A 20,679-nucleotide genomic window follows, 5' to 3' on the forward strand; every position below is an offset into this window, starting at 1 on the left:
CAGAGCCTTTTTGTCTGTTCAAACCCGTATGAATGGCCTGGAAAATGTCCATAAAAAACATTGAGAGGAACATTCCCCCTCCCTTTTGCATTATCTATTTTTTTGTTCTTTCGGAAGTGTTTCATCAGAAGGCATGGGTATCCCCAGATGCTCATACAGTGCCTCTGCCCCCGGCTCTCTTCCGAGGAAGCGTTCAAGAAGCACCATCCCTTCCTCCATATTGCCCTTTGAAAGAATCTCATCCCGGAATTTCTTACCGAGAGTCGGGTTCGTCATGCCAGTCTCTTTGAATGCGTTCACGATATTGAATGCATACACTTTCGACCAGAGATAGCCGTAATATCCGGCATCGTATCCACCCATTAAGTGACCAAATGATGCAGGCTGATGAGTGCCCGGAAGTGGGCGTGTGCCCATTATGTCCTCATATATCTGATACCACACTTCCGTCACATCGACAGGAACTGTCGCAATGTGAAACCGCATATCCTCAAGAGAATTGAGCAGCAGACGGCTGTATAAACTCCCCATCCCAACATCCTGGGCCGCAATGATCCGGTCGCGAAGATCAGACGGAATCTTCTCAGACGGATTGGTATAATGGCCCGATATTGATTCCAGCACCTCAGGATCCCAGACCCACTCCTCAAGCGTCTGGGAGGGAGTCTCGACAAAATCCCACTCCACACTAAACCCGGAGAGGGTGCCATATGGTGCGGTTGTCAACAGATAGTGCATTGCATGTCCGGCCTCGTGAAAGAGTGTTTCTATCTCGTTTATGGTCAGAAGCGACGGCCTTCCCTCCTCCGGTTTGCGGAAATTCCCGATAATCGCCATAACCGGAACCGTATATGTGCCATCTTTTTGCCTTCCGTTAATAACCTCGGCGGCACAGAAATGTCCGTACTTCCCCTCACGGGGATAGAGGTCGAGATACAGATAGCCGATTCTGTCATTCTCTGCCAGATTGTTCACTTCATAGAGCCGGACATCAGGCGACCACACCGGTGCATCTTTGATTTCGGAAAACCGGATGCCAAAAAGGGTCCCGTAGGTGTCAAAGAGTCCCTGAAGAACCGTGTCGACCGGGAAGTATTCCCTGACCTCCTCTTCATCGTAGGCATACTGCTCCTTCTTTTGTATCTCATGGAGATAGGCGACATCCCAGGGACTGACTGCAGTTGCCACCGGTTCCAGACGCTGTTTTATAGACAGAAGGTTTGCCATCTCATCACGGTATTTTTCCTTCAGGGGCTCCTGCATTGCCGTAAGAAATTCCATGACTGTCGCAGTGTCCCCTGCCATCCTGCCGTCAATTTTGTAATCCGCCCATGTGGCGTATCCCAGCTCCGATGCAATGTTCTGACGAAGAACGATTGCTTCTTCCAGAAGAGCGGTGTTTGTATCCGCCTGACGGTTGTTGTACGCCTCATACATCCTCATGCGGGTTCCGCTCATTTTGGCATAGGTCATCACCGCCAGATAATCGGGATACTTCATGGTAACGAGACAGGTACCCTGTGGGGTCTTTTCAAACGTGGCCATCGATGACGCAGGAATCCCCTTCAGATCATCAGCAGTGAATTCAAGTGTTGTCGTATCATTGTTCAGGTTTGCCGAGTACCGGGTTTCCCGTCCACTCAACGCTGTTTTTAATTCCCTGACCTTTGTGAGGCTTTCTTCAGAGAGCTTCAGTCCGTTCTTCTCAAATTCCCTGATGGTCACGTCATAAAGCCGGGATTCCTCAGGCGTCCGCGGCGTCTGTTCACGGAGAACGTCATACAGATCACGGCGGGTATACACACCGGTACTGAAAACAGATGAAGATTCTTCACAGGACATACCTTCTGCTGCAATTCCCGCATCCGGATACACATTTCCCATCAGGCACAGGGGCAAAACGGCATCGGCGTAGTCAGTCATAATCCGGTCAAATGCGATGAACGTGTTGTCAAAGGTGCGTTCTTCCGGCGGGATTTTGGCAAGTGCATCAAGCGTTGCACGTGCCGTATGTTCTGCAGCTTCATTCAGGCGGGGGATTTCACCCGGAGCGTAGTGTGTCTGTATGGGACAGTTCTCGCCCGGAACAAAACCATCTGTGGGTTCTTCCTGCCGTCTGTTCACAGGAGTGCCTGCAGTCAAAAGAAAGACGACTGAGAGGACAATGAGCCATGATAAACGGTGAAAATAAATTCGGTAATCGCTGGTATGCATAGGTAATCAGTAATTCAGTACGTCTGTCTGAATGAGGATAAAAACCTACGATATGTACCCACCCGTCAGGGAGAAAGAGGGAGGGAAAACGGTCGGAGACACTCCCTGTCCATAGGAGATGAACAGAGAGAGAAAATACTCATTCTCTCTTCCGGGAAGTGTCCGGTTCTGTCTGATCCAAAGTATTATGTTTTTGCACTATCCCCTAAGGGTATGCGATCGAATGCTTTTGGCGTCAGGATCATTCTAAGCGACATTTCCGGGGGGCCGGCCGGTGTGAGTGCCGGAATAACAGAAACAGCTGATTTAAGTGCACCATCCCTCACTGATTCTCTGCCTTTCACACGCAGTAAAGAGGCAAAAACACCTGTTACAAAGCCACCCAAAACCACGGGTTCAGTCACGAAAGATACCATGTCCGGTTCCGGTTCTGGCACCGGGGCAAAAAGCCCGCTCATTGATCAACTCCTTCAGGGGAACAGGGAATTTACCGAGAATGACTTCAATAAAGATCCCGAACGATACCAGATGCTGGCACAGGCACAGAGTCCGGGCGTCCTCTGGATAGGCTGTTCGGATTCACGGGCGGACCCGGAACGGATAACGAGTGCCCCTCCCGGTGAACTCTTCGTCACCCGGAATGTGGGAAATATCGTGCCGGCCCATGACTGGAGCCTCTCTGCGGTTGTTGAATATTCCATCAGTCACCTGAAAGTGCAGGAAATTGTTGTCGTCGGCCATTCCGACTGCGGGGCGGTAAAAGCACTGGATAAAGATCTTCAGGACCCCTACATCGCACTCTGGCTCAACGATGCCCGTGAGGCAAAGGCACGGGTCGATGCCCGGATTTCACCGCCAAAAACGTCTGAAGAAATAAAAGAACGCACCCACCAGATAGAACTTGAAAATATCAGGCTGCAGGTTGAACACCTGATGACCTACCCTTTCGTCCGGCAGGCGGTCGATGAGGGGAGAATTGGGGTGCATGGTCTGTATTATGATCTTAAAACGGGCAGTCTGTCACAGGTGGTCTGACCGGCCGGGTATCCCGCTTTACTCCCAGAGAAACAGGCGAGGCTCCCTTCCAAAATATCATCAGCCTTATTATACAGCCACTCAGATATCCGGCCGGGGTATTTTCCCTCCCCATCCCAGGCCACGATAGATTATTGCCGCCAGGCCAATATCCAATGCAATTACACAGGCATAGACTATGCCATTGGAAAGAGGGGTGTGCCAGTAGATTGCCGGAACCATCGACAGGCCGGACCAGACAAGGAGATGCGGGAGAAAAACCCCCACAACTGAGACGAGGATATCGCAGATGAGAATCCGGGTGAACCGCACATCCTCACCGAACCAATGGGAAAACACGAAAGGGAAAATGAGCACTGCCATGGGCACCACGAATATCAGTGCCCCGACAAGAAGCATCGGGACATCAATCGGCATAAAAAGGACAAAGCCCGCTGCCATGACAAGGGCGGGGAGCCCGAGGCGAATAATCCGGTTTTCCGTTCTGCTGAGAACTGCATAGACTATAGAGAGCAGCACAACGCCCATAATACCGGCAACAATCTCAAAAAGTATCACCATAAAAAGAAAGCCTTCAACATTACTCATACCCGTTCTTCCTGAATAATGCTGGTGCATGGCATCCGATATATCTGTGGGGCATTTTCCGGCAGGCAGTCACAGAGACGGTCAGAAAGAGTCCTGCGATGCGGCCGTTTTTGTATGAATGATGCCCTGCGGGTGGAATTGGGGAGAAAGAGTCAGACCACATGTACCTGATCAGACTCTCATTCCATGAAGATCTTTTTTCCCATGATCTATCTCAATCATTAAACGATGAAACAAATCATACAAGCAAGGAAACACATAGAAAAGAGAATTATATATCCTGGGTTTACAGGTTATTTTCTTTTTTTCAGAAGCGAAATAGTTGCGATGCCACCGATAAGGACCAGTACAAGAACAACCATATTTACCGGGTTATTCTGTGGAGAATTATTTTGCGCTACGCCGCCCTGAATATCTTCTACATTCTGCGTATTCTCCGGGGATACCGCATTCGGGACCATCCCCGGGAGAGTGGTGAGCCAGTCAGACCGTGGTGAGTACCTGTGCCAGATAACCAGTCCATTGTCAAAATCAGTGACTCCTGCAACCTCTGATGCAATGTCGCTGAAGGTAGCTGTCCCGATATCATATACCCTGATCGTTCCGGTATTCGGATTATCGTAATCGACTTCCGGTTTTTTTACATAGACAACTATATCTTCGGAAATATACGTGGAGCTCAGTGCATTGATGATTTCGATAGAAAACGTCTCTCCCGTTGACAGGTTGGTCAAACGGATATCCCCACCTGCAGTCGTAAGACTCGGGTATCCTAGTGATGTGTCCGGTTCCTCTGCTGTTCTAATCCAGACAACCCGGTCACCTGAAATATCACCATATCCCAACGTTCTGATTGACTGACTTTCCTCAATGATATCATCCTCACCGGTAGAGACAGTGTAGACATGAATCTCCCGCCCTGGTTCCCCATCGGTCCGTTCGCATCCCCACATGATCCGATCACCATCTTTAGCAAGGCCATAAATAATGTCTCTGGAATCGAAGATTATCTGATTCGTGCCGGTTGAAAGAGTATGCAGGATGAGATCCTGATCATCAACTCCCCCACGTAATACTACATGATCCCCATCAGCGGCAATATTTGTGACTCTTTGTTGAGGCCCGGTAGTGTTGTAGATTGTCCGTTGTTCTTCGGTAGAAAGATCAAATTCATAGACCGTTTCCGTTCGTGAATAAGACAGTTCGGAAGAGTCGTATTCAGAATAATAGATTCTGCCGTCAGAAAATTCCAAAGAGTCAAGATCCATTTGATCATTGGAAAGAGGGATACTTTGGTACAAAGTACCATCTGCATTGAATACCATTATTGCCGCAGGTACGGAGCTACTTACATATGTGGCAATACGATTGTTGTCAATATGGCTGTCAATCCAGTCCTTATTTGAACCTGCAATTGGCATACGGATATCCAAGGATGCAGCGATGCAAGGCATGATAACTAATGAACAAAAAGAAATTAACAAAAAGATAAAGGACACTTTCCCTGATAGTTTCATAAATAATTGCTCCGGTAAAAAAATAGGTATTCCTTCATGAATAATAGTATGAAGGAGACCACGTGCTTCCACTTGCAGTTGGATTCGTTGATTGTGCAACTGTCTGGGATTGGTACAGGGTGTCATGAACCGGGCTCCGAGCGCCGGATGTCAATAATGTTATACGAGGATCGTTATCATAGCCATATTTAACATTGTATGATGTAGACAGCCAATCTCCGTTCCCGTGAAGTTGGGATTCAACTCTTAGAGAACCAACATATACTTCGCCATACACGTATCCGCTCCCACCATGCCTGATATACCCTCCGGAATAACTAACCGGGTCTGCTGTGACGACGATACCTGACCGCAGGGATTTAATACTACCGTCCATGATCCCTGCAAGGATCGAACCGTCCGGGTCGTCAACAGGCTGGCTGTTCTCATCAAAGATCTTAGGACCGGGAGTAACAACCTTCAGGGGGTAGCGTTCTCCCCAGAAATACGGCTGACTCCACACGTCTTCAAGCAGTTTTGCGTCAACATTTGCCTTTATTTTCTCATAATTTTCCTCAGTGTACGCGATCTTCGCCAGTTCACCAAGCGTAATCTCCTCTCCCCAGTGTTCATTCAGCCATTTCTGACCCTCTTCTGTGTACGTGCCTGATATTTCAAAGGCGCTCACAGAAGGGGCGACGAATACCAGCAGGACCATGAGCCCTGCAAGCATTGAAAGTTTTAGTGATCTGTTCATTTTTTTCACGTCCATCCCGGCCGGTTCGGTGATTCCGGTCTGCCCGGCTGGGCCTGCTGTCATAAGTCTTTGGAGAAGATGAGTGACATGGTAATCCGGCTCTTTCCTCTGACCCGACAATTACCGATTTTCTTTATTATTAAATACCTTTTATTCCAGAACGCTCTACATATGTTATTTACTACTCATCAAAATCGAAGGTTCGGAACATAGCAATGAGAAAATGATCGAATTGGTAATCCTTCCGAATTTCAGGAATCATACATTTTGGTGTTCATGAAGAAGGCAGCACTCACCCGGATGTGATCCGAATCACATCACCTGCCATCAGGATGCACTATTTGTCAGCGATATGTAGAGAGATTGGGAATAATCTATTTATAAACACATATGGAATACTCAAACATCCGGGGGACTTGAGGGGACCCCGGATGAGGAGCAATAACAGATGAACAACAGATACCTGATTGTCGGTGTGTTGATGGCACTTCTTTTCCTGTTTACCGGAGCTGCAGCTTTTCAAATCTCAGGAGATTATACCGAAGAAGGGATGGAATGGCTGAATGAGCACTGGGGAGAGAATATCACCGAAGGGGACGTGGCCCGGATTGCCTATACCACAGAAAATTATGAAAAAATGAAGGCAAACGTTGATCCAAAACTGCTCGAAGAAATATGGAGCCAGCCCTACCACTGGGGCGGCCATCATCCGGGGGACGACGAAAAACATCCCGAATGCCCGTTCGGTGCGACAGCATGGGACGAGACCGGGCCGGTGAACATACGGGAACTGAACCTCTCACAGAAACAGGAGATGGGTCTGGAGAATGCGGTGACCGATACGAGCGGCTACTGTGTCATCGGCTACATGGACAAGTCCATTAAAGAGGGAGAATTAAAACCCTTTCACCGTCAGATGCCGGAGAATCTCAGCCGGTTCACGTATGATCTGCTCTGGGGGAATACAAAGGATTCCCTGAAACTTACCATCTTTGCCCCGGACGGGATGATGGGGCCATATTATGACGACAGCGACGGGAAGGTAAACGGCAGGATTTATCTTCAGATTTCCCGCCCGGATGGTATCAAACCGGGTGACTGGTACGCGGTTGTCGAAGGAGAACAGGTTGACGGCACCCAGCCGTTCATGCTGCTTGTCGTGTGAGGTTTGAGATGATTTCCCCGCGATTAACAAATCTGGTTCTCGTTCTGCTCATTGTGACCGTGATAACACCTGCTGTCACTGCTGTTGAAACGGGCGGCTATGTGGTCGAACCGGCGTATGATATCTACCCGGAATACAGCGATGTCTACTTTACCCCCCGCTCAGCAGAGACCATACTTCTCAATGATCCTGAACCCACGCCCATCCGCCTGGCGGATTTACCGTCCGGGGTACTTGTCATCCTGGGTGTTGCTGCAGTAACACCGGGGGTTATCTACCTGGGAAAATATCTCTCCGCGGCCAATCTACCCATCATCGGGGGGTTCAAAAGAGTTACCCATAACAATATCCTGGATAATACTCCCCGTAAGATGATCTGTTCCTGTGTAAAGGAAAATCCCGGCATCCAGCTCTCTGACCTGAAACGCTCCACCGGGTTTAGCTACAAGAACCTGAGCTACCATCTCAATGTCCTCACCAATTTTCATGTGATAAAGTCAGAAGAATGCAAGAATACGACCCGGTATTTTGAGAATTCCGGCAAATTTTCGGATGAAGAGCGGGCAATGCTGATGTATCTCAGTCATTCAAGTGACAAAAAAATCATTGAGACGGTCCTCCACCATCCCGGAATATCCCGCCGTGAGATCAGCAGTCAGGTCGGAATTTCCGGGCCTTCTGTCAGCTGGCACATGCATTTCCTGTTAAACGACCGGATTATCGAGCAGAGAAAGGAGGGGAGGGTTGCCCGGCACTACCTCACGGGCGACATGTCGACAGTGTATGATAATATGGCAGGACGGGCTTCCGTATAATCTATATCTGTACAGAATGGTCCTGACGGCATTGCCACCCGGACAAACAACGGTCACCATCCGGTTCCTGTGATCGAAATTATTATGCATCTGAAGTATCCCGTAGGGGTATGCGATCGAATGTCTTTTTGGCCATGGTCATTTTGGTCCTCGTTATCAGCCTGCTGCCGGGGGCAATTGCCGGTATAACTTCAGCGGCTGATTTGAATGCACCAGTCACGCCTGACCCTCAGCTATTCGCGATCAGTACCGGGGAGAACATGCTCTTACCTGGTCTGCCCGGAACCGGGAATATCATCACGGCATATACGAGCACCGATCCGGCCACCGCCACAAAAACGAAGAGCCTGCTCGTAGAACAGCTCCTCCAGGGAAACGAAGAGTTCAGAAAGAATGTCTTCAATAAAGATCCCGAACGATACCAGGGTCTTGCCCAGGGACAGAGTCCCGGCATCCTCTGGATAGGCTGTTCGGATTCGCGGGCGGACCCGGAACGGATTACCAGTTCCAGTCCCGGCGAAATCTTTGTCACCCGGAATGTCGGCAATATCGTGTCAAGTCATGACTGGAGCCTGTTTGCGGTTGTCGAATATTCCATCAATTACCTGAAGGTCGAAGAGATTGTTGTCGTCGGCCATTCCGACTGTGGTGCCATAAAAGCGATGGATGCCGATCTTCAGGACCCCTATCTCACACCCTGGCTCAACGATGCCCGTGAGGCAAAGACACGGGTTGATGCCCGGATGCTGACGCCGGAGACTCCTGAAGAAGAAAAGGAACGCTCTCACCAGATCGAGCGGGAAAACGTCCGGCTCCAGGTTGAACACCTGATGACCTATCCATCCGTTCGGCTGGCCATTGATGAGGGGAGAATCGGGGTACATGGTCTGTATTATGATCTTGAAACAGGCAGTCTGTCACAGGTGATATAACCTCTCCCCCATCCGGGGATTTCCAGACACCGTTATCCAAAGAGGCATTTAGCAGCCCAATTCAGACACGCAGAGAAAAAAGGGAGGGGTCACCGAAAAAATGAGGAATCGATTCATGGGCATTATCGGGGATATTTTCAGTATGTCCCGTATTTTTTGACTGCATCAATGACTGCCCGGACATTTTCAGGCTTGGCTTCCCCGGAGATACCACCGTCAACACCGGGGAAGATCAAGAGCCCGCCTTCTTTGCAGTCATCAAGCATACTCTTCATGTAGTCATCCACTTTCTGTGGCGTCCCTCCGATAAGAAGTGAATTGGGCGGACCGCTTGAGAGGATCACATGATCGCCCAGAACATCTCTCACTTTCCGGGGATCGGTTTTATCAAACACGGCAATTATCTTGCCTTTCGGAAGGTCGAGCAGGGTTTCAAGATGGGCATCATGTCTGCCTTCAAAGAACACATATGGCGTCTGCCCCATATCGATGACCGCTTCAAACACCTTCCGGAGATATGGCCAGTAAAACTCTTCGTAGAGTTTTGGGTTCAGATACTCATTGAGATGAAGCGGGAAGAAACACTCCACTACATTCGTCCCAAGGGCCTTCTGCATCTCCGGCGGGACGGCACCCGTAATCCGTGCCGATTCAATCAGAAGAGGCGTTATCGCTTCAGCAGCCTTCTTCACCTCATCGGGATGGCGGTAACAGTCAAGGACGAGATTATTGATATTCCGCAGGAAATCACCGAGGACATCAAGAGGGGAATAACTAAATGCCATCGGAAAGGTTGGAATACCGCACCCGGCAAACTCCGAAACGAGATCACCCATTGCTGCACCGGAGGCTGCCAACGCTGAACCATACCGGGCAAGGGCGGCTATCGATTCGGGAGAACCCGGATCACTGAGTGCACCACAGATCCTCGGCAGAGCGACCCGGTTCATAAAGGTGGACGGGTCTTCGGTAAACTGCCCATACTCCTCAACCTTCAGTATCTCCTTCCCGATGAACTGGGGGTGGGAATCTTCAGCGAGTTCCCGTCCCGGCCATTTGGTATAGACATCTTTGAGAATATCGTGATACCGCCCCTCCATAAACCGTGCGGTCGGGACAAGGTCCGGCCCTGAATGCATAAAAGCCATGCTCATAAAGGTCGCTTCAAGACCGGTCAAAACCAAGAGCGAATCAAAATCAAAGTCCCGGGCCACTTTCAGAGCCGCTTCTTTATTCTTAGCAAAATCAAAGATGGTCTCGGTTGCCTTATATCCGGAATAATGGGCGTGGAACAGGCTCATCATGGCGGTTACCGGCACACGATCCGGTTCTTTTCCGTTTATCACTGCTTCAAGCCGGTCCAGCTTCTCCCGGTATACTGCCGCAGCATCCATTTTATTCCACTCCCGCAAGTTTCCGGAATGTGGTGACACCCGATGTGGCATTATCAGACCAGGCATCTGCTCCGGTATATTCCATTGTCTCAAGGTCGGTACGCCCACCGCCGACGATGATCTTCACCTGGTCACGCAGACCTGCCGCAGAGATTGCATCGATTGTCTCTTTCATCGACTCTATGGCTTCAGTAAGGAGTCCGCTCAGCCCAACGACGATAGGTTTGTGCTCTTTAATTGCTGATACAAACGCTTCGGGAGGGACGTCAATACCAAGGTCAATGACCGTAAAGCCTTCTGCCTCAAGAAGTGCCGTGACAATATTTTTGCCGATATCATGCACATCTCCCCCCACCGTCCCGATGATAATCGTACCCTTGTCCTCCATGTCACCGGTCTCGAAAAGGGGCCTGAGGATCTCCATGATCTGCTTTAGAATTTCACCGACCATCATCAGGTCTGAGACAAAGAACCGCCCGTCTTCAAATCTCTCGCCCACAATGTCGGTCGCCTTTCTCACGTCTTCCAAAACAATACCCGGGTCCTCACCTGCAGCAACCCGCTGTTTCAGGAGTTCGATGCATTTTGTCTCATCGAGGTCGACAAGCGCATTGATGAAATTTTCTCTCTCATCTGTCATACTCTTCCTCCTTCTCACTGATAATGTGAGATAGCGGGTAATCTGGTCAAAGTTGCACATATACGTTTGCCCCAGAACAAAGTGAATTTGGACAATAATAATTGATTTCAGTCACATTGTTCTTGTGATACATAATCAGCACCTAATGGGTAAAGATTATGAACAACGCTCATTCTGACGAGAAAAAATGTGTCTGTTTAAGGCACTCTCATTTGGGGGAGAGTGGTATAGATTTGATATACACGGTGTTGAAGGTCGGTTCAACCGAGAGCTCGATATAAACGATTGAGCGTAAAATCTGAGGGAGCTGTTTTCTCTCAGATACAGATTTCAGCACCATTTTCGCGCCGCCAACGGCTGTCTCTCCGGCAAAGAAGATCTGTTTGCGGTCAATATCAGGAATAAGGGAGAGGGTGATGGCATTTTCAATATCAATATGCGTCCCGAATGACCCCGCCAGATATATCGAATCAATATCAGACGGACTGATACCATAGTGCCGTGAAAGAATGGTCCATCCCGTATTCAGTGACCCTTTCGCAAGGAGAAATTCGTTGATGTCCTTCTCCGTTATGGTAATATCACCATCTGTCGCAGTTTCCTTATTCCAGGCGATGACAAACTTCGGGACACCATCCTCAATGATACGTGGATGGTTCAGGTCCCTGAACTTCCCGGTCTTCGTGATCACGTCAGCAAGGAATAGTTCTGCAACGAGGTCGATGACCCCACTTCCACAGATCCCTTTCGGTTTTGCATCGTCTATGGTAGTATAGGTGAGCGTGTCCCCCTCGATGGTCACGCTCTCGATTGCACCGGTGACTGCTTTTATACCGGAACTGATATGCGCTCCTTCAAATGAAGGCCCGGACGGGGCAGAACATGCGAAAATCCGTTCGTTATTGCCCAAAAGGATCTCTGAATTTGTCCCGATGTCAATAGTGAGAGAGACCTTCTCACTCTGATAAATTCTTGTGATCAGGAGGTTTGCGACCGCGTCAGACCCGATATACCCCTCAATAAGGGGGACCGCCGTTACCATCCCTTCCGGATTCATCCGGACACCAAGTTCTTTTGCCGGGAAACTCTCCAGCGAACCGGTTACCGGAACAAAAGGAGCGACACCGATATGTTTCGGTGATATTCCCAAAAACAGGTGGTGCATGACCGAATTCCCAACAAAGACCAGTTCATATACCTGTTCAGATGGAATGCCACTCTTCTGGCAGACCGCATCAAGGAGCCGGTTCACGGTGCTTATTATGAGGTCCTGCATTTTTTGGAGGTGTTCCGGTCGTTTTGAGGCATAGGTAATCCGGGAGACGACATCTTCACCATACATAATCTGGGGGTTTTCCGCATTGGCAGATGCGACCGTCTCCCCGGTTGCGAGGCTGACGAGGTGACAGATGACCTTGGACGAACCGATGTCGACTGCGGCACCGAATACCTCTTTTGTGGTGTCACCCGGCTCGACAGCGATGACACGGGAATTCCATAGGGCGGCTGTCACGTCCCAGCCTGCGGTGCGAAGTGTGGTGGGGAGGGTGGCAAGAATGCTCAGGGGGACATACACCGGTTTATTCAGTGCATCTTCCAGCCTTTTCCGGTCAGGCCGGGTGTCGTCAAAGGTCGGAGGTACCAGAGAGAGATGGAATTTTCGCACTAAGGGCTCAAGAGGGACATCTTCATCCAGTCCGACACCGGAGATCAGTCGCTTGCCGGTCCTGCTTTCCGGTGGGACGTACACCGTGCACCTGCCGGAGAGGAGCCGGGTCTGACAGCCCAGCCGGTACCCCTCTACAATCTGGTCATCTGTCAGGTGAACCCGCTCACTTTTCATCGGTTCGTTGAGTACACCATTCAGTGCTACGATTTTAATTTTGCACTTCCCGCACCCGCCCTTTCCCCCACACTCTCCGCGAAGACCAATATTCGCACACTGCGCCAGTTCAAGGAGCGTGTGGGAAGAGGCAATGACGGTCTTTCCCTCCGGTTCGAAGGTTACGGTAATGTCGTCTTCCATATCACACTTCTATTGTCTCTTTCATCCTGGCTGCGTATCGGTATGAGGTATTTACGGTGAATACCGCAGGGAAGATATATTCACAGGCCCCGACCGGCCCATACAGGACAAAATCCGCTCCTGCGAAGACCGGCATGAGGCTTGCCGTAAGGTCCGCTGCTTTCACCCCTTCTTTGCCGAGCATCTTCTTCAGCCCTTTCCACGTGGATATGGCATTGTGCGCCGCTGTCCCACAGGGAAGACCAGTATGGCTCTTTATTTCAATGGTCGCTTTATTTGAGGGGGTGAGACACGGGACGTCCATCACAAAGGTGTCCACCAGAATTTTGGTGACACCTGCGTCCTCCATCTTTGGTGCGAGGATCTCAACCATTTCTTCGCGTGACCTGCTTCTCATGAGATCTTTCGTATAGGTGAGAAGAATGCCCGCTTCGATGCCATTTTTCATCAGGGCAGCAAATTCATCCTCTTTGGTCTCCGCAGATACGGAGTTGTAGATGATTCTTTTTTCAAGCCCCGTCTCTTTTGCATACTCAATAGCGGCTATTTTTACGCCCGGACTGGCAGAATCTATAAGAAATGGTCTGTCGGTCATGCCCGCCACAAAATCAATATAGCGGATGACTGCTTCAGATGATGATGAGATAATATCGATGAGAGCAGGATTTCCGGTTATTTCTCCAAGTTCTGCCTGTCTCCGGATCAATGCTTCAGCTGCATCGGTGTCGAATATCCCTTTCTTTTCATCGGTCACGATCTTGTGCCGGGAATAGAACATACTCCCGACGAGGACAGTCGGACGTTCTCCTGGCTGCCCGCCCACTTTGACACCTGCAATGTCAAACGTCTTTTGATCGGTTTTGAACCTGTACATGATATCACACTCTTATGTAGATCCCGTTTTCTCTCACAATCCTCACATTTTCTTAAAAAAAAGACCAGATCTTCTATCTTTCTGTGGTAATTTCCTATCATGTCATAAATATTTTATGCAGGTGCCAATTCCATACTGACCGGGTTCCGATAGATAGTGCAAAATTGCAGATTATTTTAATAATTACTCATTTCACTCGAAATAAAATGAATGCCAAAAGGGTGGAACACCAGGAATTCCGATTCAATTTTCCTGTTTGGAGCGGCTCATTTCTGTGTATCTCTCTCGCTGCATTTCTGTATATATACCCGCCTACATCCCAGAAGGGCCGGACACACAGTCTCTGTATGCATGTATCGTCCAAAAATTACCAAACAAATACGTGGTTTTGCGTTGGGAAGGGCACTCGCAACCTTTTTTCCCTCCACGCACATTCAAAAAATAATGCGATGGCATTCATGCCGCCACCAGACGGACATCAATGAACACCATCAGGTACCCCGGCGATACCGGGATAGGTATCGTATTTTTGCCTTTTCTTCAGGGGGTGTCGCCCGGACGAAGCTTCACCAGGGCGGACCCTTTATTGTGCCATGCATGGGCATCCTGAGGGTCAACTGCCAGTGCCTGGTTATAGCCTGCAAGTGCTTCTTTATAGCATTCCAGACCCATCATGGCATCCGCCCTGGTGTTCAGGGCAGGCACATAATTTGGGTCCAGAGCAAGAGCAAGATCACTTGCATCAACCGCTTCCGCATGGCGTCCCAGATTATTGAGGGCGGTTCCCATGTTTACCCATGACATAATGTCATCCGGATCTGTTTCAAGTGCCCGGCAATACGATCTGACTGCCTCTTCAAAGTTCTTCATTTCACCAAGGACAAATCCCCGGTGATACCAGACGGAAGTGATCGTTCTATCAAGGGCAAGGGCCAGGTCAAAGGCTTCGCATGCCTCTTCATACTGTTTCAGATTCGTGAGGGAAACCCCCAGAGAATCCCATGTTTCGACAATATCCGGATCAGATGCGAGTGAACGGCTGTATGCCTGAACTGCCTCCTCGTATCGGGTCAGGTTATACTGGGCACAGCCTTTATGGTACCAGGCAGCGGCATTTTCCGGGTCGCCCTCTATCGCCTGATCATATACCGCAATTGCCTCTTCGTAGTTTTTCTGATCTGCCAGAGCATTTCCTTCGGTTACCAGATCATCTACGCGATTATTTTCTGATTTTTCCATTTTTTATATCCTCCCTCTTCAGTATCATTACTTCACCCCCTGCAATTCATACTCTTTTCTTTTCGTATCTGCCGGGATTCAGCCGAAAATAAACGGAGAGATCATACGTTTCGTCCCTGCTCTGCGACCATACACGCTTTTCATGAGGCGAATCCAATGTCATCCATGCACCAGTCTCCCAACCCTGATACTGAACCGGACACCAAACCTGTTGCAGAACCTGCATCTGTCACCATCCTCATAAGCCCCCGCACACAGGAACGGCTTGACTTCCTGAAAGAGAGTTCCGACGAGTCCTATGACTCAGTTATTGCACGCCTGACTGATCGGGCAATTGATGATGAACCGCTGAGTGAGGAGACATTAAAGACAATTGAGAAATCACTTGCAGAATTGAGAAAAGGGATTTTTTATACGCATGAGGAGATTGTGCAGAAACTCATTGAGAGAACAGAAGGATGCGAACCGGAAGAAAAGTAGATTGAGAAAATCAGGGATATTCAGAAGAATAAATGCATTCCCGGAGACCATCTACATAATCCACCCAATCCCTGACTTCCTACTGAGAATGGTCAACATAAAAACCGGTTATTACCGCATATATCCTTTTACTCATTTTCATGCCCCAAAAAATATCTGGTTTAAATTAGATATTTTCAATTTATCATATTATAAGCAGATACTATGTTTTGGGTTGATAATCATAGATTATCATCCAATAACCAGACATCCGGATTTGTTTTGAAAATTATCAAATATTTCCTTAAATACAGATATCACATCAGGAATTGATTTAATTGAAATATCGCTGAATACGTGTAAACCGGTAAAATATGGTTCAAAACCATCTGGTGGTGTTGATATTGCTGTTTATTATAGGGGGGTGAAGCCAAAACGAACACTATAACCCGGACACAAGAAGAAAAATAATTGAAGCCACCGTAATCACAATGCCCAGACAGACAAGAATTACCCCGGCGATAAGAAGAAAACCCACAATCGTTTTTGTATGAGGCTCTGATTCAGGAGTGAGAGCATCATTGACCGATGGTAACGAGACAGAATCCAGATCTATATCATCAAATGTGGCAGTTTCAGGAGAAACAACCCCTGATAGTCTGTCGGGGATCCAATCCGGACAGGACACCGTATCATTTACGGGGATTTCTAATCTACATTCACCACCGGACGCCATAATAATTCAAAAGAACGTAGAACATAATAAATGTAGTTATAATAATTCATATGCTTTTTAGTGCCATTTTGACGATGATTTTATTATTTATGCATGAATAACAGAAAATCAGGCATCCTTTTTTAATAAAAATATTTTTCAGGCATTTTCATATCAAACGGACATCCCCAGAAACCAGAGAAAATATCTGCTCATTTACCAGCTTCAGATAACAACCGCTACCCCATACAAGAGTCAGGAAAAAAAGAGAAAAAAAAGCACAGAGTGCCAGACAAAGGATGCCGGTGCACTATCAGGCAGCAGTCTGTGTCTCAACCCCACCAGCAGATTTGACCGCAGCGATGAGGGCATCAATCTGATCCTTGTCCTCTACACCTTTTTTATCGAACTCAAACGATTCTTTGACATCCACGCCTTTTGCTTTGAGCGCTTCTGCAAGGTGCGGGATGGTATCTTTCGCATCTGCACCGCATGTTGCAAAGAGAATGGCAGTTTTTCCCACACATCCTGTCAGTGCTTCAACAGCTCCGTTTATTGCCGGAGAGGCCCGGAATGCCCAGACAGGTGTGCCGATAACGATCAGATCAGATCCGGAAACATCAATGGCTGAAGGGCGAATCACATCAGGCTCCCCCCTCATTGCCCGGTAACATCCCTTTGAGTAGGCAATAATTGTTGAATAGGGCTTCACCACCTCAACCTCAACAAGTTCTCCGCCGCATTCCGATCTGATTTTCTCCGCTATGCCCCGGGTCACCCCGGAATATGAATAAAATATAGTTGTTATTGCCATGGTTTGTCTCCCCCTGTTTCCCTCACCGTTTTTTTCTCTCAATTTTGCAGCCCGCCACCGTGCCCCGGATGAATGCCTGCAGGGGACATACCGTCACCAGAGTAAAAGAATCCGGTAGGCTACGGTTCGGTGGCGGATGTATACTGTTGCAGATAATATAAATCATCCGGGAAAATGGGAGGCCTTCCCCGGAGAAAGAGCACGCACAGCACTCCTACCGCCACGTCACCTGCACCGGGTTGCGCCGGGGGAGGCCATAGGTTTTGTACTTCGGGTGACCGAACAGTATCGCAAAGGCACACGTCCGTCCAGGGGGAATACCCAGTTCGTCCCGAAGCGGTTCATAGGACAGGGCAGCCATTGATACGAATCCTGCCCAGCAGGTGCCAATACCAAACGCCGGAGCAGCTATATCAAAATGGCTGAGGGCGATGATGGCATCAACAGATGCAATCGGCGTATTCTCCGGAATATGTGCAACCAACATATGCGGGGCATCGCGGCAGATGACATCATGGCCATTCTTCCAGGCACGGATCAGTACCGGTGCATACACATTCAGGGGATGGGCGATAGCGATCAGGGTTTTCATCCATTCAATGGTCAGAGCGGAAACCGTTTTGACATCTTCAGGGTCATGCACAACAATCCACTCCACCGGCTGGCCGTTGCTGCCTGAGGGTGCGTACCGTGCGATATCAAGCATCTGAAGGATCTCCTCCTTCGCCACCGGTATCTTCGTGAAATTACGCACTGACCTGCGTTTTTTCAGATAAGACCCAATATCTTCGGCTGATATTCTGCCGGCATCAGCCGGGATATCCTCTTTTTCGTCCGGCCGGAGATTCAGGGTGAGGGCCTGTGTCGGGCAGGTGACTTCACAGTTTCCACAGGCAATGCACATGTCGGCATTCACATCCCTGACCACGGGAAGGGTATTCTCATCTACAGCGGGGTCAATAATTGACATCGGGCAGACGACGGAGCATATTCCGCACCGGGTGCAGAGATCTTCGTCCACGAGTATGGTTGCCATTTCTTCACCATCCTTTTGATTCTTTTTTTGGTTCCTTTCGGGTTCCTTTATGGTTCGACTCTGGTTCCGTTCTGTTTCCCTCTGTGTTGTTTAATCATTTATTGCTTCCCCGTAGGTGGCAGGTGCATCAGATTCTCTGCGGTACTCCACCGATGAGGACTACAAACAGACAATCGTCCCTGCGATGGAAGAAGCAATCAAAAATTGTATAAAAAATCCGTCCCCTTTTCCATATGGAGAATTTTAAAGGCCGGACGGCTCACAGAGCCTGGGATGACTTCGTATACTCACCAAAAGCCAGGTCAGTCGAACGAATAGCTTTACTGGTGGATGAAAACCGGCACGGGATGGCACGCTGGCTTTTCAGGATGTTTACCTCTATCGCACATATCAAGGTCAGATTCTTCCAGCTGGATGATGTGACGGGGAAGCCTGAACCTGACTAAAAGAGGAGGAAGAAGATACGCTCCTCTGAACAGGAGAAAGTATCACACCTGTCAGTGTCAGGTATACTGCCATACCTTTTTTTCGAGATTTCAATCTTCTGACGGAGATCAGAATAAGACATCACATCCATATTTCAATTGCAAAGAACGAAGTCTGGTTCAAAAACGTATTGTGGTGGTTGTGGTGATGAAAAAGAAGAACGGCTGAATCCGGAAGACGGTGCTCTACATCCAGGAGACTAAAATGAAAATAATGGAAGCCACGGTCATCATTATGCCGATAATTACAATTGATAAACCAATGGCAAGAAGAATTTTTACCATTCCGTTTGTATTAGCCTCCATTTCAGGAGAGGATACATCCTGAGCCAATGGTGTTGAGGCAGATCGCAATTCTACCGGCTCTATTGTTGGGGTTCTTACGAAGTCTGTTACTACCGGTTGCCTGTATCCCAAATTCGGACAGAATGTCATATCATTTTTTGGCGATTCGGATTCACATTCAACACAGCAGTCCATAATGATTCAAGGAATCTAGAACATAATAAATATAGGCATCTGTGCTTTTATAAATTATAGTGCTATTTTGCGAGTATTATCCATAAATATTCAATATAAGAATGAAAACAGGCATTAATTTTTACAACCGATGTTTTACGAGTGTTTTGATATTTCACCATATACCCCCTGACCTGCGCGGCCATATCATCATTATCTTCATCGGTACCCACACGTGTATGCCCATACCCCTAACCACCCAAACTCCTGTAAGACGAACGGGATGAATCCTGTGTGGGTGGGGTGAATCTTGCAGGGAGGGGACACCTCCTCCCTTGCTTTTCAATTCGGTTAAATGAATACCCACAGGAAACAGCGATGACCCGAACAAAGACAATTTAATCAGCCAGAATTTTCCTGTCAAAATCACTGAGGCATTTATTGAAAAGCAAAATTCAGAAGAATGGGTTGGTATTTTCCAGATAGCGAGCGATATTCTCCGCCATTATATTCGCTCCGTTGTCAGTGAAATGCTCTGTGTCATAATAGATGTAATGATTCGCGGGGATCATTGCTCCAACATTGATACATTCCACATCTCTGTGCCAGGAAACATTCAGAACCTCATGATTGAGCAATAACAACGACGCATCACTAAATGGTTGTGTCACAAAAATGAGACGGAACCCTTTTTCTTCTGCAATATCAACCATCATATTTAGATTCCGGGAAAATTCGGTCAGATCATTTTCTTCTGCAATAGTAACCCGATTTATTTCTGTTTCAATTGTGCAATTCAGATGAGCCTCCATCGTTTTTTTGGCATATTCATCAGCGCTAATTTTATTTCTTTCATCAAATTCAAAAAAATCATAGATGAAAGATTTTAGATAGTAATGTCCAAAATATGAGAGTGATGTTTCTTTGGGATGGAAAAAGTCCCCAACATTGGGTCCGGTATAAATATCTCCGCGTTGATTTTCCTTTAATAAATCCAATAAATTCTCATCAGAACGGGTAGAATAAACATCTATTTGTTTCGAGTTATTCAGATAATGTATATCCTCAGCCCCAGCCAATACAATTACCAGATCAGGATTAATTTTATCAGGGATACTCAATAATTGCTGAATATTTTCTCGTGTTGTAAATCCGCTTACTCCAATATTACCTACCCAAACCTTCCTCCCATCAGATGTTTCGTTCAGCAATTCCTCAACCTTATGGGGCCATTCATTCTGGTCATCCAGATATTCGCATTTCGTTGTACTGCTGCCTACGGTTAAAATCCGATATTCAGATTCACGGGAAACTGACAATTCGCGTCCTCTTATACCCAAAGAATTAGATGTATAGTTTGTCGGGCCCTGTATCCCAATAAGTGAATATTCATCGGTATAATATTGATTTTTTAAATTCGGGGGGCCTATTGATGGACTAACGATGCAAAAAGAAACTAATTCACCAATCAATAATACGAAAATTGAGAGATACACAATTTTCTTAAAATATTTTTCTTTGTTCAACCTCTTCACC

Annotated in this window: 21 protein-coding genes; 7 read left to right on the forward strand and 14 right to left on the reverse strand. The window is 47.9% G+C overall.

Annotation, left to right across the window (positions count from 1 at the left end; all coding sequences use genetic code 11):
- Positions 1-90 precede the first annotated feature (90 nt).
- Positions 91-2,214, reverse strand: coding sequence for a M3 family metallopeptidase (locus L0665_RS05965; protein WP_274924783.1), 2,124 nt, complete (start codon positions 2,212-2,214; stop codon positions 91-93).
- Positions 2,215-2,427: 213 nt separating this feature from the next.
- On the opposite strand from L0665_RS05965, the gene L0665_RS05970 reads away from it, so the two are divergent.
- Positions 2,428-3,249: a carbonic anhydrase gene (locus tag L0665_RS05970; RefSeq protein WP_338036421.1), complete on the forward strand. Its 822-nt coding sequence runs from the start codon at positions 2,428-2,430 to the stop codon at positions 3,247-3,249.
- 81 nt (positions 3,250-3,330) lie between these two features.
- On the opposite strand, the gene L0665_RS05975 is transcribed toward L0665_RS05970, so the two are convergent.
- From L0665_RS05975 to L0665_RS05985, 3 genes are all read right to left on the reverse strand, one after another.
- Positions 3,331-3,837: a hypothetical protein gene (locus L0665_RS05975; RefSeq protein ID WP_274924784.1), complete on the reverse strand. Its 507-nt coding sequence runs from the start codon at positions 3,835-3,837 to the stop codon at positions 3,331-3,333.
- Between the two features lie 293 nt (positions 3,838-4,130).
- Complete coding sequence (locus L0665_RS05980) at positions 4,131-5,258, reverse strand: hypothetical protein (protein ID WP_274924785.1); 1,128 nt, start codon at positions 5,256-5,258, stop codon at positions 4,131-4,133.
- 130 nt (positions 5,259-5,388) lie between these two features.
- The gene (locus L0665_RS05985; RefSeq protein WP_274924786.1) at positions 5,389-6,153 is read right to left on the reverse strand and encodes a hypothetical protein; all 765 of its coding nucleotides are present in this window, start codon (positions 6,151-6,153) and stop codon (positions 5,389-5,391) included.
- Positions 6,154-6,538: 385 nt separating this feature from the next.
- Between L0665_RS05985 and L0665_RS05990 the strand changes: the two genes are divergently transcribed.
- The 3 genes from L0665_RS05990 to L0665_RS06000 all read left to right on the forward strand — a co-directional run bounded on the left by L0665_RS05990 (position 6,539) and on the right by L0665_RS06000 (position 9,002).
- Positions 6,539-7,255, forward strand: coding sequence for a hypothetical protein (locus L0665_RS05990; RefSeq protein WP_274924787.1), 717 nt, complete (start codon positions 6,539-6,541; stop codon positions 7,253-7,255).
- An 8-nt stretch (positions 7,256-7,263) separates the two neighbouring features.
- Positions 7,264-8,070 (forward strand): winged helix-turn-helix transcriptional regulator, encoded by an 807-nt coding sequence (locus L0665_RS05995; RefSeq protein ID WP_274924788.1) that lies wholly within the window; start codon positions 7,264-7,266, stop codon positions 8,068-8,070.
- Between the two features lie 110 nt (positions 8,071-8,180).
- Positions 8,181-9,002, forward strand: coding sequence for a carbonic anhydrase (locus L0665_RS06000; protein WP_338036422.1), 822 nt, complete (start codon positions 8,181-8,183; stop codon positions 9,000-9,002).
- 137 nt (positions 9,003-9,139) lie between these two features.
- Here L0665_RS06000 and L0665_RS06005 read toward each other — a convergent pair whose 3' ends face one another.
- The 5 genes from L0665_RS06005 to L0665_RS06025 form a co-directional block, all read right to left on the reverse strand.
- Positions 9,140-10,396 (reverse strand): uroporphyrinogen decarboxylase family protein, encoded by a 1,257-nt coding sequence (locus L0665_RS06005; RefSeq protein ID WP_274924789.1) that lies wholly within the window; start codon positions 10,394-10,396, stop codon positions 9,140-9,142.
- A 1-nt stretch (position 10,397) separates the two neighbouring features.
- Positions 10,398-11,036, reverse strand: a complete 639-nt coding sequence (locus tag L0665_RS06010) for a cobalamin B12-binding domain-containing protein (RefSeq protein ID WP_274924790.1) — start codon at positions 11,034-11,036, stop codon at positions 10,398-10,400.
- A 208-nt stretch (positions 11,037-11,244) separates the two neighbouring features.
- Entirely contained in the window at positions 11,245-13,062 is a 1,818-nt protein-coding gene (locus L0665_RS06015; protein WP_274924791.1) for an ASKHA domain-containing protein, read from the reverse strand.
- A 1-nt stretch (position 13,063) separates the two neighbouring features.
- Positions 13,064-13,936 (reverse strand): tetrahydromethanopterin S-methyltransferase subunit H family protein, encoded by an 873-nt coding sequence (locus L0665_RS06020; protein ID WP_274924792.1) that lies wholly within the window; start codon positions 13,934-13,936, stop codon positions 13,064-13,066.
- Positions 13,937-14,476: 540 nt separating this feature from the next.
- Positions 14,477-15,175, reverse strand: a complete 699-nt coding sequence (locus L0665_RS06025; protein WP_274924793.1) for a tetratricopeptide repeat protein — start codon at positions 15,173-15,175, stop codon at positions 14,477-14,479.
- A 156-nt stretch (positions 15,176-15,331) separates the two neighbouring features.
- On the opposite strand from L0665_RS06025, the gene L0665_RS06030 reads away from it, so the two are divergent.
- Entirely contained in the window at positions 15,332-15,655 is a 324-nt protein-coding gene (locus L0665_RS06030) for a DUF7557 family protein (RefSeq protein WP_274924794.1), read from the forward strand.
- A 421-nt stretch (positions 15,656-16,076) separates the two neighbouring features.
- On the opposite strand, the gene L0665_RS06035 is transcribed toward L0665_RS06030, so the two are convergent.
- From L0665_RS06035 to L0665_RS06045, 3 genes are all read right to left on the reverse strand, one after another.
- The gene (locus L0665_RS06035; RefSeq protein WP_274924795.1) at positions 16,077-16,370 is read right to left on the reverse strand and encodes a hypothetical protein; all 294 of its coding nucleotides are present in this window, start codon (positions 16,368-16,370) and stop codon (positions 16,077-16,079) included.
- A 292-nt stretch (positions 16,371-16,662) separates the two neighbouring features.
- On the reverse strand, positions 16,663-17,163 hold the full coding sequence (locus tag L0665_RS06040) for a flavodoxin family protein (RefSeq protein WP_274924796.1): 501 nt from the start codon (positions 17,161-17,163) through the stop codon (positions 16,663-16,665).
- Positions 17,164-17,377: 214 nt separating this feature from the next.
- Positions 17,378-18,199 (reverse strand): nitroreductase family protein, encoded by an 822-nt coding sequence (locus tag L0665_RS06045; RefSeq protein WP_274924797.1) that lies wholly within the window; start codon positions 18,197-18,199, stop codon positions 17,378-17,380.
- Between the two features lie 115 nt (positions 18,200-18,314).
- Here L0665_RS06045 and L0665_RS06050 point away from each other — a divergent pair, with 115 nt between their 5' ends.
- Both L0665_RS06050 and L0665_RS06055 read left to right on the forward strand, forming a co-directional pair.
- Positions 18,315-18,446: a hypothetical protein gene (locus L0665_RS06050; protein ID WP_274924798.1), complete on the forward strand. Its 132-nt coding sequence runs from the start codon at positions 18,315-18,317 to the stop codon at positions 18,444-18,446.
- Positions 18,433-18,645 (forward strand): hypothetical protein, encoded by a 213-nt coding sequence (locus L0665_RS06055; protein WP_274924799.1) that lies wholly within the window; start codon positions 18,433-18,435, stop codon positions 18,643-18,645. Before L0665_RS06050 ends, L0665_RS06055 begins: the two co-directional genes overlap by 14 nt.
- A 225-nt stretch (positions 18,646-18,870) precedes the next feature.
- Here the strand turns inward: L0665_RS06055 and L0665_RS06060 are convergent, their stop codons facing one another.
- Both L0665_RS06060 and L0665_RS06065 read right to left on the reverse strand, forming a co-directional pair.
- Positions 18,871-19,164: a hypothetical protein gene (locus L0665_RS06060; RefSeq protein WP_274924800.1), complete on the reverse strand. Its 294-nt coding sequence runs from the start codon at positions 19,162-19,164 to the stop codon at positions 18,871-18,873.
- A gap of 434 nt (positions 19,165-19,598) precedes the next feature.
- On the reverse strand, positions 19,599-20,669 hold the full coding sequence (locus L0665_RS06065) for an SGNH/GDSL hydrolase family protein (RefSeq protein WP_274924801.1): 1,071 nt from the start codon (positions 20,667-20,669) through the stop codon (positions 19,599-19,601).
- Positions 20,670-20,679 lie beyond the last annotated feature (10 nt).

The sequence above is a fragment of the Methanogenium marinum genome (assembly GCF_028912405.1).
GTDB lineage: Archaea > Halobacteriota > Methanomicrobia > Methanomicrobiales > Methanomicrobiaceae > Methanogenium > Methanogenium marinum.

Coding starts and splice junctions, on each gene's coding strand:
- L0665_RS05965 (WP_274924783.1), bottom strand. CDS start 2,214: ATGCATACCAGCGATTACCGAATTTATTTTCACCGTTTATCATGGCTC.
- L0665_RS05970 (WP_338036421.1), top strand. CDS start 2,428: ATGCGATCGAATGCTTTTGGCGTCAGGATCATTCTAAGCGACATTTCC.
- L0665_RS05975 (WP_274924784.1), bottom strand. CDS start 3,837: ATGAGTAATGTTGAAGGCTTTCTTTTTATGGTGATACTTTTTGAGATT.
- L0665_RS05980 (WP_274924785.1), bottom strand. CDS start 5,258: ATGCCAATTGCAGGTTCAAATAAGGACTGGATTGACAGCCATATTGAC.
- L0665_RS05985 (WP_274924786.1), bottom strand. CDS start 6,153: ATGACAGCAGGCCCAGCCGGGCAGACCGGAATCACCGAACCGGCCGGG.
- L0665_RS05990 (WP_274924787.1), top strand. CDS start 6,539: ATGAACAACAGATACCTGATTGTCGGTGTGTTGATGGCACTTCTTTTC.
- L0665_RS05995 (WP_274924788.1), top strand. CDS start 7,264: ATGATTTCCCCGCGATTAACAAATCTGGTTCTCGTTCTGCTCATTGTG.
- L0665_RS06000 (WP_338036422.1), top strand. CDS start 8,181: ATGCGATCGAATGTCTTTTTGGCCATGGTCATTTTGGTCCTCGTTATC.
- L0665_RS06005 (WP_274924789.1), bottom strand. CDS start 10,396: ATGGATGCTGCGGCAGTATACCGGGAGAAGCTGGACCGGCTTGAAGCA.
- L0665_RS06010 (WP_274924790.1), bottom strand. CDS start 11,036: ATGACAGATGAGAGAGAAAATTTCATCAATGCGCTTGTCGACCTCGAT.
- L0665_RS06015 (WP_274924791.1), bottom strand. CDS start 13,062: ATGGAAGACGACATTACCGTAACCTTCGAACCGGAGGGAAAGACCGTC.
- L0665_RS06020 (WP_274924792.1), bottom strand. CDS start 13,936: ATGTACAGGTTCAAAACCGATCAAAAGACGTTTGACATTGCAGGTGTC.
- L0665_RS06025 (WP_274924793.1), bottom strand. CDS start 15,175: ATGGAAAAATCAGAAAATAATCGCGTAGATGATCTGGTAACCGAAGGA.
- L0665_RS06030 (WP_274924794.1), top strand. CDS start 15,332: ATGTCATCCATGCACCAGTCTCCCAACCCTGATACTGAACCGGACACC.
- L0665_RS06035 (WP_274924795.1), bottom strand. CDS start 16,370: ATGGCGTCCGGTGGTGAATGTAGATTAGAAATCCCCGTAAATGATACG.
- L0665_RS06040 (WP_274924796.1), bottom strand. CDS start 17,163: ATGGCAATAACAACTATATTTTATTCATATTCCGGGGTGACCCGGGGC.
- L0665_RS06045 (WP_274924797.1), bottom strand. CDS start 18,199: ATGGCAACCATACTCGTGGACGAAGATCTCTGCACCCGGTGCGGAATA.
- L0665_RS06055 (WP_274924799.1), top strand. CDS start 18,433: ATGGAGAATTTTAAAGGCCGGACGGCTCACAGAGCCTGGGATGACTTC.
- L0665_RS06060 (WP_274924800.1), bottom strand. CDS start 19,164: ATGGACTGCTGTGTTGAATGTGAATCCGAATCGCCAAAAAATGATATG.